This window comes from Prevotella aff. ruminicola Tc2-24 (assembly GCF_900110895.1).
In the GTDB taxonomy this organism is placed as follows: domain Bacteria; phylum Bacteroidota; class Bacteroidia; order Bacteroidales; family Bacteroidaceae; genus Prevotella.
Window position 1 is genome coordinate 102,241 of record NZ_FOIQ01000005.1, and the last position, 18,416, is coordinate 120,656.

Genomic DNA, 18,416 nt, shown 5'->3' on the forward strand with positions numbered 1-18,416 from the left:
ACAGGACGTATGAAAGCACTGACGATTAAGAATTGCTTGAAAGTTGTATATTTGAGATAAACAAAAATATTCACATTACATAAATAGAAAAATGACACTAAGATCTTCTTTTATCGCTATTTCCCTACTCATCCCAACCATAGGCATGATGGCCCAGAGTAAGACTGATTCCGTACAACATCTGAAAGAGGTAACAGTCACTGGCGTCCGCCCTCTGATCAAAGCCGACCTTGACAAATTCACATATAATGTCGCATACGATCCCGATAGCAAGAGCCAGAGCATTCTTGAGATTCTTCGCAAGGTTCCGATGGTGAATGTCGAAGGTACTGATCAAATCAAGGTAAACGGGAGTTCAGACTTTAAGGTCTATGTAAACGGAAAGCCCAATACGATGATGAGCAATAAGCCCTCTGAGATATTAAAGGGTATGCCCGCCTCAACAGTAAAAAAGATAGAAGTGATAACAAACCCAGGTGCCAAATACGACGCAGAGGGAGTGGCAGGCATTTTGAACATTATCACGGAGAGCAATATCCGTCTGGAAGGTTATAATCTGAATATCAACGGAGGAATGACTACTGTAGCACAGATGGCCAGCATATCAGGCATCATGAAAGTGGGGAAACTGACAGTTTCTGTTTCAGACGGTTTTACTTATGCCAAACCACCAAAAGGGTATCAGGAAACAGAGCGTACCACCTTTGGTGCAAATGCCAGTTCGATTCTTGCTAATTCCACCTATAAGTCAAAAGCTCCAGTACACTACTTTGAGATGGAAAGCAGCTACGAAATCAATAAGAATAATCTCCTGAGCATTTCTGCTGGAGTTGAGAATTACACATCAAAGAGTTGGAATGACATGAGTACTGTTTCAACTCTCCTACCTGATTATCAGATGTATTCTTACTCAAACTCCCACTACGCCCGAAATAAGATTAACGGATACTATGCAGGGGCTGACTTCCAACATTCTTTTGGCGAAAAGGGGGGAAACATCGTTTTTTCCTATCGTTATATGTCAGCGCCATCAAATACTGATGGGTCAAGTATCTTTAGCAACATATCTGATACCAATAATACACTGATGCTGACAGACATGCAGACTAAGACCGATCTTGGAATACGTGAAAACACAGGACAGATTGACTACACCGTCACTCTAAAACGACAGCATACTTTCAGCGTCGGGACCAAATATATCCACAGAACAAACAAAGCCGATAACGCTGAGTATACTCGTCCCGCAGGGATGGATGGAGCATTTGCCCTAGACGCTTATAGGAGCATCGACTACAAACAGACAACTGATGTCGCAGCAGCCTACACAGAATACAATCTGAGACTTAAGACCCTATCATTCAAGGCTGGTGCCCGATATGAACATTCCTCTCAGAAGGTTTCCTATCCAGGCGAGAATCTTTTAGGTCGGCCAGACTTCAAGGTAGACTTCAACCATCTCGTCCCCAGTCTATCCGCAGGTTATAGATTAGGAAACACCCAAATGGTCAGTCTTGCCTATGCCATGAGGATCTCCCGCCCAAACATCTGGAATCTCAATCCTTATGAAGACAAGACATCGCCAACAGTCATCAAGGTAGGTAATCCCGATCTGGAGACGACCACATCACATGGGTTCAGTCTCTCATTCAACGATTTCCGTCGCAAAGGAGGTTATAATCTGCAAATAGGCATGGATCTGTCAGACGATGGCATTACTGAGTATTCTAGTCTGAATGCTCAGAAAGAGATGGTGACAACCTATGGCAACATATTGAACCGCAAGAACACCTATCTGAACTTATTCGCACGATATATGCTCACTAAGACTACCAATCTCTCGGTAAACGCAAACGTAGCCTATACAGACTTTAAGAGTTCAATGGCCCATCTGCACAATCATGGTTTCACAGGCAATGGTAACATCGGTATACAACAGCGTCTTCCTTGGCGAATGACCTTGTCTGCCATTTGCGCATACTCCAGTCGTAGTCTTGATGTGCAGGGATATAGAGACGGTAACACTATGTTCCGTCTGATGTTGATGCGCTCATTCCTGAAAGAGGATCGTCTCACCATCACGCTTTATGGATATAACATCTTCACGAAAGAGCTCCGTATAGACGATATCACAGAGATGCCGGACTTCAGGAATCGTTTCACTTCCATCAGACGCGATTACCGCAACCTCGGTATCACTGCCAGTCTGCGATTGGGTAAGCTGAGGGAACGCGTGAAGCATGCCTCCAAGAGTATTCAGAACGATGATGTCATCCAAGAGGGCAATCCAAGAACTGCAGATTAAAATATCTATAACATCAAATAAGTATGAAGATGAAGTCAAAATATCTGATATTTGTCTCGATTGTCCTGATACTCCTTTCATGTAACGAAAAAAAAACCGTGTATCAAGACAAAATAGAGTTTCCGTCCGACGTGACGGCATTTATGTCTGGAGACTGCGTATACGAAGAGAGTGTATCTCCTGAAATGAAAATCGTCATTTATGCCGACTCATCTGGGTGTACTGGATGTAAGTTGGAATTAGACATGTGGAAGTTCTATATGGAAAGTATTTCTCAGAAATACAATGATAGAGTCCTCTTTATGTATTATCTTCAGCCTCGGGACAAAGACGAGTTACTGTTTATCCTAGAAAATGAGGAATTCAATTATCCCGTATATATTGATATGGACAATCAGTTTGGGAAATTGAACAGTCTTCATGCCGATGAAGTATTCTTACTAGACAAAGATAATCATATTCTATTGGCAGGCAATCCGCTTGCAACGACAAAAAGGAAAAAAGAATATGAGGAAGTTATACAGAAATATCTGAACGAAAAGAAATCATGAGAGTCAACTCCAAGATAGTGTCGCGATATATCAAGCGTCTTACAATTCTATTCCTCGCACTTATCATTCTATACATGCTAAGTGTCATCTTCCTTTTCGCAACATTCAGGGTTACTAGCGAATCCATGAATCCTGAATTACAAAAGAATGATTTCCTCATCGTATACAAGCCGACATTGGGTGCGAGACTATTCAACGTCTTTGCCGCGATTAAGGGAGAAGATTTTCATGTGTATCGAATGCCAGGATTGCGCGATTTCAAGAGAAACGATATTGTCGTATTTAACTATCCCTACAAGGAATGGGATACATGGGACCATATCACGTTGAATCTGAAAGAGTATTACGTGAAAAGATGTATAGGACTGCCTGGTGATTCTATTCTTGCCAAAAACGGAATCTTCGAGGTCCTGGGGGTTAATTGCACATTGGGTAACTACAGTATGCAAGACAGAGCATCTGGAAGCAGTTTTGACTCTATCCCTCGACCATCATATATTGACGATTGCGACCTTGGTTGGAATCTACATGATTGGGGGCCTATCTATGTCCCAAAGAAAGACGATTCCATTCTCATAGATAAGAACAATTATCACCTGTATAAGAAGATCATTGAGTGGGAAAGCGATCTTCCGATAGATAGTCTGTCAGAGGGGATACAGTATCGATTCAAGCATAATTACTATTTTGTTGCTGGAGATAACACCCTTCATTCTATTGACTCCAGATACTGGGGACTTGTGCCCGATGATTTTATCGTTGGAAAAGTTTCATTTGCAATAGGAAACTCCAAGAAATCATTCCTACACATAATTTCTGATTTCAGACGAGTAAAATGATGGCTTTGTCAATCCTATGAGAGTTGACAGATGACAGAGTATTTGGGAGATGGTGGCAGTAAAGTGAGACTTTCCTCCGGGGAAAGTAGGAGTTTCCCCGGAGGAAAGTCTGAGTCTTCGCGGTAGGTGTTTCCTCGCCACGAAGTATCGGCCTATAGAATTCCCTATTTATTGGCGAAGCGCTCGGCCTGCTGACGAATGAGTTCAGCATCGTTGAAGTAGTCGATGCGCATAGCCTTGCGAACCTCGTCCATGGTCTGTGCGCCGACCTCGCGGGCCTGTTCCGTACCCTTCTTCAGGATATTGTAAATCTCAGGAATATCCTTCTCGAACTCGGCACGACGGGCACGCATGGGCTCCAGGAACTTGTTCAGTACCTGATTCAGGAACTTCTTGCACTTCATGTCACCCAGACCGCCACGCTGGTAGTGAGCCTTCAACTCGTCAAGGTTCTGGTATTCCGGCCAGAACTCCTTAAAGTCGTCATCGCATGAGAAAGCATCGAGATAGGTGAACACTGCATTGCCCTCTACATGACCAGGATCATTCAGGTTCACATGAGTAGGATCGGTGTACATCGAACGAACCTTCTGCCATACATCGTCGGCAGAATCTGAGAGATAGATGCAGTTGCCCAAAGATTTCGACATCTTCTCCTTACCATCGGTACCTGGCAGACGACGAGCCGTAAGGTTCTCAGGCAGCATGATATTCGGCTCCACAAGCACCTCGGCATATGTCTGGTTGAAACGGCGCACAAGCTCACGGGTTACCTCCAGCATCGGTTCCTGATCCTCTCCTGCAGGCACGGTCGTTGCCTTGAACAACGTAATATCGGCAGCCTGAGAAACAGGATAGCAGAAGAAGCCGAGAGGGATATTGGCCTCGAAGTTACGCATCTTGATCTCCGTCTTCACCGTAGGATTACGCTGCACGCGACTCACCGTGATCAGGTTCATCAGATAGGTAGTGAGTTCTGCGAGTTCGGGTATCTGACTCTGGATAAAGAGGACACACTTCTCGGGATCAAGACCTGCGGCGAGGTAGTCGAGTGCCACCTCTATGATATTCTGACGGATCTTCTCAGGATTATCGGCATTATCGGTCAGAGCCTGTACATCGGCCATAAAGACAAACATACGGTCGAAATCGCCCTGATTCTGCAACTGGACACGACGACGCAGTGAGCCGACATAATGTCCGAGATGGAGCTTTCCGGTGGGGCGGTCACCGGTCAATATCACTTTTCCCATTGTATCTTTTGGTCTTTAATTTCAAATTTGACTGCAAAGGTACAAAATAATTAAGAGTTAAGAGTTAAGAAATAAGAAAAAAAATGTTGGGACAGGAAAAAAACTCATATCCCCCACCTCAGAGTCTTATCCTCTTGTGCAGAAAGCCTCACCAAGACGGAAGCCTTCCTCATAAAGAGCCTCGAGTTTATCCACATCACGACAGATACGATCCACTTCCATGGGACGCTCTGGTCGGATGCAGATGATCTCACCCCAGTCTTCCATCCGTTCCACCAACTCAAGTTGTCGATTGTAGACCTCAACTCGATGACTTAACGCTACACGCAGACGAGGATAGTCCTTATAGAAAAGCCGTGGAATCTTGATGTCGCGCTCACTCGAGCGGAAGCCGCGATTGCGGGTCATAATCACGACATTGGGCGAATACCCCATATCGATAGCTCGAACCACGGGAATGGAATCTATGATACCTCCATCGAGCATCGGCACCCCGTCGACCTCGGTAATCTGAGCCACATACGGCAGACTGCTCGAGGCTTTCACAATGGCCGTCAGGCGTTGGGCAGACTGCTTCTCTGTGAGATATTCTGCACGTCCCGTCAGACAGTTGGTCGTCACCATCTCGAATATACCAGGATTAGTCCGATAGGCATCATAGTCGAAGGGTACAATCTCATTGGGGAAACGCTCATAGAGGATGTTGGGGTCAAAGATGCTGCCCTGTGTCAACAGACTCTTCAGCGAGATGTAGTCGTATTTCTTCAGCATGTCAATATTGCTGAAGCGCGCTCTCCGCGGCTGCCGACTCATATAAGACAGACCATTACAGGCACCAGCAGAGACTGCCACCACATAAGGGAAATACAGGTCGTGCTTCATAAAGGCGTCGAGCACACCTGAGGTGAACACACCACGCATGCCGCCTCCCTCCAACACCAATCCTGTTTTCCTGTCTATTTGCATAAAATATGTATAAATTTAGTGCAAAGGTAACGTTTTTTGAGAAATATGTTGTAACTTTGCCGGGATTTTCACGAGAAATAACAAAAACTTGACACATGTTTAATCAAGAGACTTATATCAGACGCCGCTCTGAGTTGAAAAGACTGGTGGGGAACGGCATCGTGATCCTGTTTGGCAACAATGAGGCTCCTGCCAACTATCCGGCCAACAGTTTTGCCCCGATGCGTCAGGACTCTTCGTTCTTGTATTATTTCGGACAGCATCGCGACGGTCTGGTAGGTGTCATTGACATCGATCAGGATACAGAGATGCTTTTCGGCGACGACATCGATGTTGAGGACATTGTGTGGATGGGATACACTCCGTCTGTGGCCGACCTTGCTGCAGAAGTGGGCATCACCAAGACCGCTCCTATGAAAGAACTGACCACATATGTCCAACGACAGACTGCTAGCGGCAAGACCGTCCACTTTCTCCCGCCCTATCGTTTCGACACGAAGATCCAGATTATGGACCTGCTGGGTGTCCATCCCAGTCAGCAGAAGGAAAGTGCGTCACTGACTCTGATCAAAGCTGTTGTCAAGATGCGTGCCACGAAAGAGCCACAGGAGATTGAGGCTATCGAGCGTGCCTGCGAAGTGGGCTATGCCATGCACACCACGGCCCAACTACTCATCAGACCAGGTGTCACAGAGCGATTCATCGGTGGTCAGGTCGACGGTATCGCCCGTAGTCTGGCCCAGGGCGTCAGTTTTGCGACCATCTTCACTCAGCATGGAGAGATTATGCACGGCTGTCCCTCTGATGCTCGTCTGGAGGCTGGTCGTCTGGCGCTATGCGACGCAGGCTGCGAACTCGACGACTATTGTTCTGACAACACTCGCACGATGCCCGTCACAGGTAAGTTCGACCAGCGCCAGTTGGAGATATATTCTATCGTCGAGGCCTGTCACGACTATGTGTTGGAGGTCGCTAAGCCTGGCGTGAAATATGCAGACGTACATTTTGCAGTCTGCCGACTGATGACCAATCGTCTCAAGGAACTCGGTCTGATGAAGGGCGATACAGAGGAGGCTGTCCGCGCTGGAGCCCATGCCATGTTCCTGCCTCACGGTCTCGGACATATGATGGGCATGGATGTTCACGACATGGAAGGTCTCGGCCAGATTTACGTAGGTTTCGACGAGGAGACCCGCCCGAATCTGGAACAGTTTGGTACGAACTGTCTGCGCATGGGGCGCCGATTGGAGGAGGGCTTTGTTGTAACAGACGAGCCTGGCATCTATTTCATCCCTGCCCTCATCGATGATTGGAAAGCAAGCGGACACTGTAAGGACTTCCTTAACTTTGACAAGTTGGAGACCTATAAGGATTTCGGTGGCATCCGCATCGAAGATGATATCCTGATTACTGCCGATGGCTGCCGCTTCCTCGGCAAGAGCCGTATCCCTTATCATCCGAAGGAACTAGAAGCATTCATGGAAAATAACAACCAAACAATACATTAAAATTTTATGAAGAAGATTTTCACTCTTGCACTCATGGCCATGATGGTCCTCAGTGCATCGGCTGCCAAGAAAAAGACACCAGCCAAAGACGCCAATAAACCGGTGTTTACAACTATCAAGGAGAACCCGATTACCAGTATCAAGGACCAGAATCGTTCAGGTACTTGCTGGAACTATTCTACCCTCTCATACTTCGAGTCTGAGATTCTGAAGGCTACAGGTAAAACCTACGATCTCTGTGAAAGTTTCGTTGCCAACAAAACCTATCTGGACCGTGCCATCCAAGTGGTTCGCTATCATGGCGACTGCCAGTTCGCTCAGGGCGGAAGTGCAGAAGACGTACTCGCCACAATGAAGACTTATGGTATCGTTCCAGAGGGAACCATGCCTTTCCCTGGCTCACTGTATGGCGACTCGCTGAATAACTTCAATGAGTTCTTCGGGGTGCTGGAGCCTTACGTTGCCGCTATCGCCAAGAGCGATGCCAAGAAAATCAGTAACGCATGGAAGAACGGTATGCAGGGCATCCTCGATGCCTACCTCGGCAAGTGCCCTGAGACATTCACCTATGAGGGCAAGGAATACACGCCAAAGAGCTTCATGGCTTCACTGGGCATCAATCTCGACGACTACGTCAGCATCACCAGCTATACCCACCATCCCTTCTACACTACTTTTGCAGTAGAGGTACAGGACAACTGGCGCTTCCCGCAGAGCTACAACGTGCCTATGGACGAGATGATGCAGATTATCGACAACGCTGTAAACGAGGGTTACACCGTAGCATGGGGCGGCGATGTTTCTGAAGATGGTTTCACCCGTAAGGGTCTGGCTTACGCCGTTGACAGCAAAAAAACCCAGCAGAGTCTTCAGGGCAGCGACATGGCCAAGTGGCTGAAGATGACCGCTACCAAAAAGCGCGACATCATCGACTCACTGGGATGCAAAGTTCCTGAGATTGTTGCCACACAGGAGTTACGTCAGGAGCGTTTCGACAATTGGGAACTGACTGATGACCACGGCATGCTGATCTATGGCATCGCTAAGGATCAGAATGGTAAGGAGTATTACATGGTAAAGAACTCATGGGGTGAGACTGGCGATTACAAAGGAACCTGGTACATGACCAAGACCTTTATTGCTGCCAACACGATGGACTTCCTCATCAACAAGAACGCCATCCCCGCCGACATCCGTAAGAAGCTCGGAATCTAGGATTTCATAAATTAAGTAAAAAAGGGCATAATCTGTTAAATTTTAAGCAGATTATGCCCTTAATTCATTTTTTATTATTACCTTTGAGCGCTATATTGCCTTAATAGGCCTTTTTCAGATATAAGGGAACGGTAATCATAGCCACTGAAGCGATAAGAATAAAAAATAAATATATTAATGCATTTCAAATGGAATTACGAACCACCTACACCAGAACGACAAACGGCAGCTAAGGAGCTAGGAGAGAAGATTGGGATGAGCCCAATCCTCGCCGACCTACTCATTCAGCGAGGCATCAAAACGGAGAGTGCCGCCAAGCGGTTCTTCCGTCCGATGCTAAACGAGTTGATAGACCCGTTCCTGATGAACGATATGGACGTGGCGGTTGACAGACTGAATGACGCTATGGGGCGCAAGGAGCGTATCATGGTGTATGGCGACTACGATGTTGACGGATGTACGGCGGTAGCTTTGGTGTACAAGTTCCTGCAGCAGTTCTATTCTAATATTGAATACTATATTCCCGATCGCTACGAAGAGGGTTATGGTATCAGTATCAAAGCCTTGGACTATGCCGCAGAAAAGAATGTGAAACTGATTATTGTGCTCGACTGTGGCATCAAGGCCATAGAAGAGATTGCTTATGCGAAGGGCTTGGGTATCGATTTCATTATCTGCGACCATCATGTGCCAGATGAGGAGCTTCCACCAGCCATCGCTATTCTGAACCCAAAACGGGAAGACTCTACCTACCCCTTCAAGCACCTCTGTGGTTGTGGCGTAGGATTTAAGTTCATGCAGGCGTTTGCGAAGAATAATGGTATTCCGTTCTCTCGCTTGATTCCCCTACTCGACCTGTGCGCGGTAAGCATCGCTGCCGATATCGTGCCTATCATGGGAGAAAACCGTATCCTTGCCTTCCATGGACTGAAACAACTGAACCAGAGTCCATCGGTAGGTCTGAAGTCTATTATTGAGATCTGCGGTCTGACAGGTCGTGAGATTACGATGAGCGATATCGGTTTCAAGATTGGGCCTCGTATCAATGCCTCCGGACGTATGCAGAATGGCACAGAAGCTGTAGACTTGCTCGTGGAGCGTGACCTTGAGAAGGCGCTGGCTGAAGCCAACCGCATCAACGAGTATAACGAGCAGCGAAAGGATGTTGATAAACAAATGACGGAAGAGGCCAATCAGATCGTTGAGAAATTGGAGAACCAAAAACACCATGCCAGTATCGTACTCTATGACGAGAACTGGAAGAAAGGTGTGATTGGTATCGTAGCCTCTCGACTGACAGAACTTTACTATCGGCCAACGGTTGTACTGACTAACAGCAACGGAATAGCTACAGGGTCTGCACGGAGTGTTGCGGGATATGATGTCTACGATGCGATCAAGAGTTGTCGTGATCTGCTGGAGAATTTCGGTGGTCACACATACGCTGTGGGGCTTTCGTTGAAGATTGAGAATATTCCGGAGTTCCGCCGCCGTTTTCAGAAATATGTCAACGAGCATATCCAACCAGAACAGACGGAGGCGACACTCGATATCAATGCGGTCATCGACTTCAAGGATGTCACGAAGAAGTTGCACAACGACCTGAAGAAGTTCGCTCCTCACGGACCTGATAACCCCAAGCCGCTATTCTGTACACGCAACGTGTACGACTACGGCACCTCCAAGGTGGTGGGACGCCAACAGGAGCATATCAAACTGGAGCTTGTTGACTCGAAGTCAAGCAACGTGCTCAATGGTATCGCCTTCGGACAGAGCGAATCTGCAAGATATATCAAGTCGAAGCGCTCGTTTGATATCGTATACACGATTGAGGACAATATCTACAAGCGTAGTGAGGTACAGTTGCAGATTGAAGACATCCAGCCCTCAGCAATTGAAAATTGAGAATTGAGAGTTGAGAATTATGAATAGTTCTAAAGATTCTATCGATGGCGAAAAGGATGGTGGAGAAATGTCTACCCCAGAAAGTAATCATGACTCTCCATTCTCAACTCTCTATTCTCAACTCTTAAAAAAGTATTGGGGATACGATGATTTCCGTGGCATCCAACGTGAGATCATTGAGTCCATAGGTAGCGGCCAAGATACACTGGGACTGATGCCGACAGGAGGCGGTAAAAGCATCACGTTCCAGGTACCTGCGTTAGCAAAAGCGGGGACATGTATTGTCATCACACCGCTGATAGCCCTGATGAAAGATCAGGTGGAGAACCTTAGAAAGAGAGGAATACGGGCGGCCGCTATCTACTCTGGGCTCACCCGTGAGGAGATTATCATCATTCTTGAGAACTGCATCTTCGGTGACATCAAGATTCTCTATGTATCACCAGAACGCCTCTCTTCCGACCTCTTCCGTACAAAGCTCCGACATATGCGTGTCAGCTTCATTACTGTTGACGAGGCTCATTGTATCTCACAATGGGGATACGACTTCCGTCCTTCATACCTGCAGATTGCCGATATCCGTAAACAGTTGCCTGGTATTCCTGTCCTCGCACTGACAGCTACCGCCACTCCAACCGTTGTACAGGACATTCAGGAAAAGCTATCCATTCACCCTGAAAATTCCAAAGAATCCGGCTTTGCGGTCTTCCGAATGAGCTTCGAGCGCAAGAATCTCGCCTATGTGGTAAGACAGACAACCGACAAACGCGAACAACTAATCCACATTCTGAATAGCATAAATGGTTCTGCCATTGTATATGCCCGTAGCCGGAGGCGTACCAAGGAATATGCAGACCTTCTGTGTGAGGCAGGGATCTCCGCCACATTCTACCATGCAGGACTTGATTCGACTGTAAAAGACGAACGCCAGAAAGGATGGCAACGGGATGAAGTGCGGGTCATGGTGGCAACCAATGCCTTCGGTATGGGTATTGACAAGCCAAATGTGAGAATTGTCATCCATATCGACTGCCCCGACAGTATAGAGGCTTACTTTCAAGAGGCAGGAAGAGCAGGAAGAGACGGCAGAAAAGCTTATGCCGTTCTGCTCTATAACCATGCCGATCGACGGAAACTGGAGAAGCGCATCACCGATACTTTTCCAGAGAAAGACTATATCAAAGAGGTTTATGAGCATCTGGCCTATTTCTACCAAATTGGTGTAGGATCAGGTTACAACCACATCTTTGAGTTCAACATCGATAAGTTCTGCCATGCTTTCCGACATTTCCCGATTCAGGTTGATGCCGCCCTGAAGATTCTGAACAGGGCTGGCTATATCGAATATACCGAGGAACAAGACAATCAGGCACGTGTGATGTTCACGATCGGGCGTAACGATTTATACCGATTAGAGAACAACACCCCGAATGAGGAGAAGGTCATAACGGCCTTATTACGTAACTACGGCGGTCTCTTCACCGACTACAACTATATTGACGAGAGTTTTATCGCTAGTCAGACGGCTCTTCACCCGCATCAGGTTTACATGATCCTGAAAGCGTTAAGTCAACGACATATCCTCCATTTCATTCCCCAGAAGAAGACGCCATACATCCGCTACACTCAACGTCGTGAGGATAAAGAGAATATCCAACTCATGCCAGTAGTCTATGAGGAACGGAAAGAACAGTTCCGAAAGCGGATTCGTGCTGTGATCGATTACGCAGAGAACGACCGTATCTGTCGTAGTCGGCAGTTATTACGCTATTTCGGAGAAAAGGATAGTCATGACTGCGGGCAGTGTGATGTCTGCCTAGAGCACCGTCCTGAAGGGATGGTGTCAGAAACCGGACTCATAACCGCCCAAAAAGCCATCCTGCAATTGCTCGTCGACAACGAGCCACATCCTATTACAGAGATACACGGCATCCAGTTGTCTACCGACGAACTGAATGCCGCGCTCAAATATCTTCTCAAAGAAGAGATCATCCGCATGGAAGACGGAATGATCTATCGTTGTTGTTAGCCTTCTAAAAATCTATCTTCAACTGTAAGTTATCCTCCTCATCGTGCTCATGACAGTAGCTACTACCGTCAAAGCAATGCGTACAAACACTGCACTTCGGCATACCGATAGATTTAATCAAGGACTCCAGCTTAGCGAACTTCAACGTTGTCAATCCCAGTCGCTTAGCAATCTCGTCAACCATCCGTTTGTACTCTGGCGAGTCGGTGGTAGCATACTTCTCGAGATTCTTTTTGTCATCACCCTCGAAATCTCGTATAATACGACGTGTAATCAATTCCAGATCACTCTTCGATGAGGTGAAGCCAATAAACGGACAACCATAGACCAGCGGCGGACAGGAGATACGACAATGCACCTCTTTTGCTCCATATTCAAAGAAGGTCTTTACATTATCCCTTAATTGGGTACCACGCACAATTGAATCATCACAGAAAACCACGCGCTTATCCTTTAATAAAGCTGAGTTAGGAATCAGCTTCATCTTCGCCACGAGATCACGACGGGTCTGATTGCCAGGTGTGAAGGAACGGGGCCATGTCGGTGTATATTTCAGCACCGCACGCTGATAGGGAACACCCTTGCCCTCAGCATACCCCAGCGCCATACCGACACCAGAATCGGGAACGCCACATACACAGTCAACATCTGTTTCGTCGTGCTCACCCATCATTTTTCCATTCGCCTCACGCACAGCCTCTACATTGATTCCATTATAATCCGAAGCAGGGAACCCGTAGTACACCCAGAGGAACGAGCAAATCTGCTCCCGTTTGAATGGTTCCTGCAGCACCTCAAGTTTATCTGCCTGAAGATACACAATCTCACCAGGTCCCAAGTCCCTCACACGACGATAGTCGAGATTCGGGAAACTGGTGGTCTCACTGCTCACTGCATATGCGCCATCTTTCTTACCGATGACTATCGGCGTACGTCCCAAGAAATCACGAGCAGCAATAATACCTTTCTCTGTGAGGATCAGCATCGAGCATGAGCCTTCAATCTTCTTATATACCAGATTGATACCCTCCACGAAGGTACGTCCCATATTGATGAGCAAAGCCACCAGCTCCGTCTGGTTGATATTGTTGGCTGAGAGCTCACTGAAATGCATACGACGCTCCAACAATTCCTCTGCTATCTCATGCAGATTGTTGATCTTTGCCACCGTCACCACGGCATAGCGCCCCAAGTGTGAATTAATGATGATCGGTTGTGGATCGGTATCACTGATAACACCGATGCCCTGATTGCCAGAGAACGACTCCAGTTCATCCTCAAACTTTGAACGGAAATAGTCGCGCTCCAGATTATGGATCTTTCTACTAAAGCCTTTCTCCTGATCAAACGTTACCAATCCGGCACGTTTGGTTCCCAAGTGCGAATTATAATCCGTACCATAGAAAAGATCATTCACACAATCCCTGACGGCGATGGTTCCAAAGAATCCTCCCATAATTTATACCATTTGCTTTTTGCTAACGGCCAACGACTGATAATAACAGCCTAAGCCTCTTATTTACTTAATTAAAATAATACAGGAACGAAGCAATACCCTCCAAAGCGGGCTTACGCTGTCCCTCAATCTCGATTCTGAATTCGATCTCCGCCTTACAGATTCCACGCAGGTTCTGTATATTGTGTAACTTCGTTACCAGACGGACGCGTGAGCCCGTGATTACAGGCTGCCCAAAGCGCATCTTGTCCATACCATAGTTCACCAGCATCTTGATATTGTTCACTTCAATAATCTGATCCCACATGTATGGCAATAGCGACAGTGTCAGATAACCATGGGCTATTGTGCTTTGATACTGACTCTCTTTCTTGGCACGCTCCACATCCACATGGATCCACTGATGATCAAGTGTAGCGTCGGCAAACATATTGATACGCTCCTGATCTACCTGCAGCCAATCAGAAGCACCGAGCTCCTCACCCAGATGAGCAGCAAACTCATCATACGAATTGATTACTAATTTTCCCATTATGATTGAATATAATAAAACACGGGGGCGTCGTACGTCCCCGTGTCTATTCTTATTAATTATACATCCTGATTCTCTGGACGAAGCTTGCGCACGGTCTCACCAGCACGCCACATCTCCTGATTACGCATCGCCTCCAATTCCTTCTCCAGACCAGCACGATAGTCGGGCTTAGAGTTAGAGTCGATAGAGATCTGAGCCTCATTACCGGTCTTCACGGAGTAGTACAACCACTCCATAACAGGCTTGATGGCATCATGGAAACGGGGAGCCCAATCGAGCGCACCACGCTGAGCCGTGGTAGAGCAATTGGCATACATCCAGTCCATACCCTTCTCACCGAAAAGCGGGCCAAGGCTCTGAGTCAGTTCCTCGACAGTCTCATTAAAGGCCTCAGATGGTGTGTGTCCGTTCTCACGAAGCACCTCATACTGAGCGAGCAGAAGACCCTGAATAGCACCCATCAAAGAACCACGCTCACCTGTCAGGTCACTGGTTGCCTCGCGCTGGAAGGTTGTCTCAAACATGTAACCAGCACCGATACCGATACCAAAGGCAAGAGTCTTGTCCTTTGCCTTACCGGAAGCATCCTGATAAACGGCATATGAACAGTTCAGGCCACGACCCTCACAGAACATTGTACGAAGAGATGTACCAGAGCCCTTAGGAGCCACCATGATCACGTCAACATCTGCAGGAGGAACCACACCCGTACGATCGCTCCAGTTAATAGCAAAGCCATGACTATAATAAAGAGTCTTGCCAGGCTTCAGATATTTCTTGATGGTTGGCCATACCTGAATCTGACCAGCATCGGAGAGCAACATACAAAGGATAGTGCCCTTCTCGGCAGCCTCTTCAATAGAAAAGAGCGTCTCACCGGGAACCCAGCCATCGGCAACAGCCTTGTCATAGGTCTTACCCTGACGCTGACCGACAATTACATTAAATCCATTGTCGCGCAGGTTACATGCCTGACCAGGCCCCTGGATGCCATAGCCGATCACAGCGATCACCTCATCCTTTAATACTTCACGTGCTTTCTCCAAAGGAAATTCCTTACTGGTGACAACAGTCTCGATAACGCCACCAAAATTCATTTCTGCCATAATAGTTTTTGTTTTGAATGTTATACTTATCCCTATGTACCGTGCCAGCCCTACCCGAGAGCCGTCGTCTTGTCAGTCCATTCCTACCCTACCCGAGGGTACGACGAGGGGTTAACTTAAAATCGCTTGCAAAATTAATCATTTATGGCGAGACCGCCAAACTTTTAATCGAAAAAGGTGACCTTGCTGCGACAGGTTTCCACATCGCCTTCCTTGCATATGCGAACGCAATATTCGCTGTCACCAGATGCTGTTCGATAGAAGCTGAGTTGATCACCCTGATGAGCCTCAGCCACATAGGCGATCTCAAAACGTTTGATCTGATGTTCCTTATACCAAGCAAGATCCCAGAGGTCAAGCACATGCTCGATATATTTCACGGAATTCACGTGTCCATTGATATCTATATCATTATAATAAGTATCGATGGTACGGACGAGTTCCGCCTGATCATCCATCTTTACACGACCGCCCTTATCTATCGGACATTCCTTTTCTTTTTCAATCCAGTCGTTAATCGCTCCATTGTCGATAGAAAAAATGTCTGTGGGCTGCCGACTCTCCGTATCAATCATCGCCCAAATACTACGCCCATAGCCATACACTTTCCCATCTTCTCCTATTACGCGGAAATTACGGCTGGTAAAATAGCGCATTGCACTCTCCACCCAAGTCTCAACCGTGAACTTCGTATACTGTGTCGGCATCTCAATCATCTCAATAGCCAGACGCGATAAGACCCAAGAACGCTTAATCGTCATCAGGTACTTCATACCGAAACCTCGAGCCGTAGAATGGAAGTCGGCAGCATTAAGCATATGATTACCCAGATGTCCCATGAAAAGTTTTCCATTAAAATCACAATGGAACGGCTCCGCCAAAAATTCGTATTTTCCTACTTTATCCATTATTCATAAAAAACTATTTGACAGCCACCTTCTGTCTGTTCCTTACATAAATACCAGGAAAGGCAGGACAAGAATCAAGGCATACCCCCCGTAAGGTGTACCATTTACTGTCATCCATATCTGCCATTACAGAAGCTATGCCCGTTCTTCCATCAAAGAATGATTTCAGCTCATAGAGGGCTGGCAGGGCACAATGTGTGTTATTATCCCATAGTCCACGGTTAAGCCAACCGCCGATAACTGCTTTGTTCGGACCAGTCCCATTCTCCTCTGGGAACCACCAGTAGAGCGCATTTACATTGCTATGTTTCTTGAGTTCAGCGATAAGATCTCTGACAAAAGAAGCTTGGCCCTCTGCAGTGGCAGGCCACGTCGAAGAGAAGTCATAGTCAATGCCATTGCCGACCTGTGGCTGCCATTGATAATAATAGGCGGTTTCTACAATCTGTACTTTCTTATCCGGAAAGACTGTAGCCAGCATATTCAATGATTCCGACAGAGTAGAAAGACCCTTATGCCAGAACGGGTAATAGCTCAGTCCGATAATATCGTAGTCTACACTCGTCAACCGTTCATAGATACCTCTTAAGACATCAGGCTGCCCATTACGTTCGGTATGGATGACTATCTTCGCCTGTGGACACACCTCCCGACAGGCTTTTCCTGCCTGCTGAAGTAAGGCAATGAAACGTGGCCAATTATCATCCGAATTAGTGTAACAACGATTACTACCAGAGCCTTTCTCCCCCCACAGCATACCATAAGATATTTCATTACCCGTCTGTATGAAGTCGGGAGTTGCACCGGCTTCCACCAGTTTTGTCAAGCAATCCCTCGTATACTCATAAATCTTTGTCTGTAGCTCCGTGTCATTTAGTGAAAGCCAGGCCATTGGCGTCCATTGCTTAGCTGGATCAGCCCACACATCACTATAGTGGAAGTCCAACATAAAAGCAAATCCTGCATCCTTGATACGCTTTCCTAATCGGGCGACGTAAGCCAGATCCTGACAAACAGCCGGATCGTTATATTCAAGAGCCGGATTAGGATCGACAAAGAGTCGCACACGCTGGGCATTCCAGCCGACAGCTTCACTCTTCATATAAGTCAGCACATCACTGATAGGCTGTCCCTGTTGATCGTAGTAAGACACACCATAATCATCATACTGCTGTAACAACGAGACATCACCACCGACATATAAATCCTGCGCAAAGAGTTGCGACGTCAGCGACAACAGCACCATCATTAATATGGTCTTACACTTCATCCCTCTTTCAGTTATCTGTCTTTAAGAGGTCCTGCTCACGTTGCTCAAGGAACTCACTTACCTGCTCCTGCATGCCGCGAGTAACGGCTATGCGTCCGCTACGGGTATACTGGAGTACACATCCGAAAGCATCAAGAGCCCGATAAAGAGAGATGATATCCTCTGTGATACCATGTTTCATGACAATCACATAGGTGGGGTTCACCTCAATGATATGGGCATCAAATCTGCGGACTGTGCGTGAGATTTCCGGATTGTTCATCACCATATCGGTCGTGAGTTTATACAGACCTGATTCACGAATAAACAACTGTTCGTCAGTAAAATAGTTTGCCTTCACCACATCGATCTTCTTCTCTATCTGACGGGTGATCTTAATAATCTGATCCTCATCGCTCCATGCCGTGATGGTGTACTTGTGAACGCCAGGGATACTTGAAGCCGACACGTTCAGACTTTCAATATTTACCTGCCGACGAGTAAACACCGCAGTAATCTGATTCAGAATACCAGCGATATTCTCAGAATAGACTAGAAGGGTATATAACTTTTTTTCTTCCATTGCAATCA

General features: G+C 46.8%; 15 protein-coding genes. 7 read left to right on the forward strand and 8 right to left on the reverse strand.

The features are described from left to right. The first annotated feature begins 91 nt into the window (after positions 1-91). The 3 genes from BMY63_RS09860 to lepB are packed head-to-tail and all read left to right on the forward strand — an operon-like array spanning position 92 to position 3,695. Entirely contained in the window at positions 92-2,305 is a 2,214-nt protein-coding gene (locus tag BMY63_RS09860) for a TonB-dependent receptor domain-containing protein (protein WP_091900426.1), read from the forward strand. A 23-nt stretch (positions 2,306-2,328) separates the two neighbouring features. After that, positions 2,329-2,856 (forward strand): TlpA family protein disulfide reductase, encoded by a 528-nt coding sequence (locus tag BMY63_RS09865; RefSeq protein ID WP_091916348.1) that lies wholly within the window; start codon positions 2,329-2,331, stop codon positions 2,854-2,856. Further along, positions 2,853-3,695, forward strand: coding sequence for a signal peptidase I (gene lepB / locus BMY63_RS09870; protein ID WP_091916350.1), 843 nt, complete (start codon positions 2,853-2,855; stop codon positions 3,693-3,695). The genes BMY63_RS09865 and lepB overlap by 4 nt, the downstream gene beginning before the upstream one ends. Positions 3,696-3,859: 164 nt before the next feature. Here lepB and trpS read toward each other — a convergent pair whose 3' ends face one another. Continuing rightward, entirely contained in the window at positions 3,860-4,948 is a 1,089-nt protein-coding gene (trpS, locus tag BMY63_RS09875) for a tryptophan--tRNA ligase (RefSeq protein WP_091900429.1), read from the reverse strand. 126 nt (positions 4,949-5,074) lie between these two features. Further along, the gene (locus tag BMY63_RS09880) at positions 5,075-5,914 is read right to left on the reverse strand and encodes a patatin-like phospholipase family protein (protein ID WP_091916351.1); all 840 of its coding nucleotides are present in this window, start codon (positions 5,912-5,914) and stop codon (positions 5,075-5,077) included. A gap of 95 nt (positions 5,915-6,009) precedes the next feature. On the opposite strand from BMY63_RS09880, the gene BMY63_RS09885 reads away from it, so the two are divergent. From BMY63_RS09885 to BMY63_RS09900, 4 genes are all read left to right on the forward strand, one after another. Then, positions 6,010-7,422, forward strand: coding sequence for an aminopeptidase P family protein (locus BMY63_RS09885; RefSeq protein WP_091916352.1), 1,413 nt, complete (start codon positions 6,010-6,012; stop codon positions 7,420-7,422). A gap of 6 nt (positions 7,423-7,428) precedes the next feature. Continuing rightward, entirely contained in the window at positions 7,429-8,637 is a 1,209-nt protein-coding gene (locus BMY63_RS09890) for a C1 family peptidase (protein ID WP_091916360.1), read from the forward strand. A 177-nt stretch (positions 8,638-8,814) separates the two neighbouring features. Next, positions 8,815-10,542, forward strand: a complete 1,728-nt coding sequence (gene recJ, locus BMY63_RS09895; protein WP_091916362.1) for a single-stranded-DNA-specific exonuclease RecJ — start codon at positions 8,815-8,817, stop codon at positions 10,540-10,542. Positions 10,543-10,609: 67 nt separating this feature from the next. Further along, on the forward strand, positions 10,610-12,571 hold the full coding sequence (locus BMY63_RS09900; protein ID WP_091916653.1) for a RecQ family ATP-dependent DNA helicase: 1,962 nt from the start codon (positions 10,610-10,612) through the stop codon (positions 12,569-12,571). Positions 12,572-12,575: 4 nt separating this feature from the next. Here the strand turns inward: BMY63_RS09900 and BMY63_RS09905 are convergent, their stop codons facing one another. From BMY63_RS09905 to ilvN, 6 genes are all read right to left on the reverse strand, one after another. Next, positions 12,576-14,027 (reverse strand): amidophosphoribosyltransferase, encoded by a 1,452-nt coding sequence (locus tag BMY63_RS09905; protein ID WP_091900434.1) that lies wholly within the window; start codon positions 14,025-14,027, stop codon positions 12,576-12,578. A 67-nt stretch (positions 14,028-14,094) separates the two neighbouring features. After that, a complete protein-coding gene (locus tag BMY63_RS09910; RefSeq protein WP_091916374.1) occupies positions 14,095-14,559 on the reverse strand; it encodes a MaoC family dehydratase in 465 nt (154 codons plus the stop codon). 59 nt (positions 14,560-14,618) lie between these two features. Beyond that, on the reverse strand, positions 14,619-15,668 hold the full coding sequence (gene ilvC, locus BMY63_RS09915; protein ID WP_091900436.1) for a ketol-acid reductoisomerase: 1,050 nt from the start codon (positions 15,666-15,668) through the stop codon (positions 14,619-14,621). Between the two features lie 164 nt (positions 15,669-15,832). Next, positions 15,833-16,576: an acyl-[acyl-carrier-protein] thioesterase gene (locus tag BMY63_RS09920; RefSeq protein WP_091916375.1), complete on the reverse strand. Its 744-nt coding sequence runs from the start codon at positions 16,574-16,576 to the stop codon at positions 15,833-15,835. 13 nt (positions 16,577-16,589) lie between these two features. After that, complete coding sequence (locus BMY63_RS09925) at positions 16,590-17,846, reverse strand: glycosyl hydrolase 53 family protein (protein WP_091916376.1); 1,257 nt, start codon at positions 17,844-17,846, stop codon at positions 16,590-16,592. A gap of 7 nt (positions 17,847-17,853) precedes the next feature. Beyond that, positions 17,854-18,408 carry an acetolactate synthase small subunit gene (gene ilvN, locus BMY63_RS09930; protein WP_091916377.1) on the reverse strand — a complete coding sequence of 185 codons (555 nt, stop codon included), beginning with the start codon at positions 18,406-18,408 and terminating at the stop codon, positions 17,854-17,856. Positions 18,409-18,416: the final 8 nt, after the last annotated feature.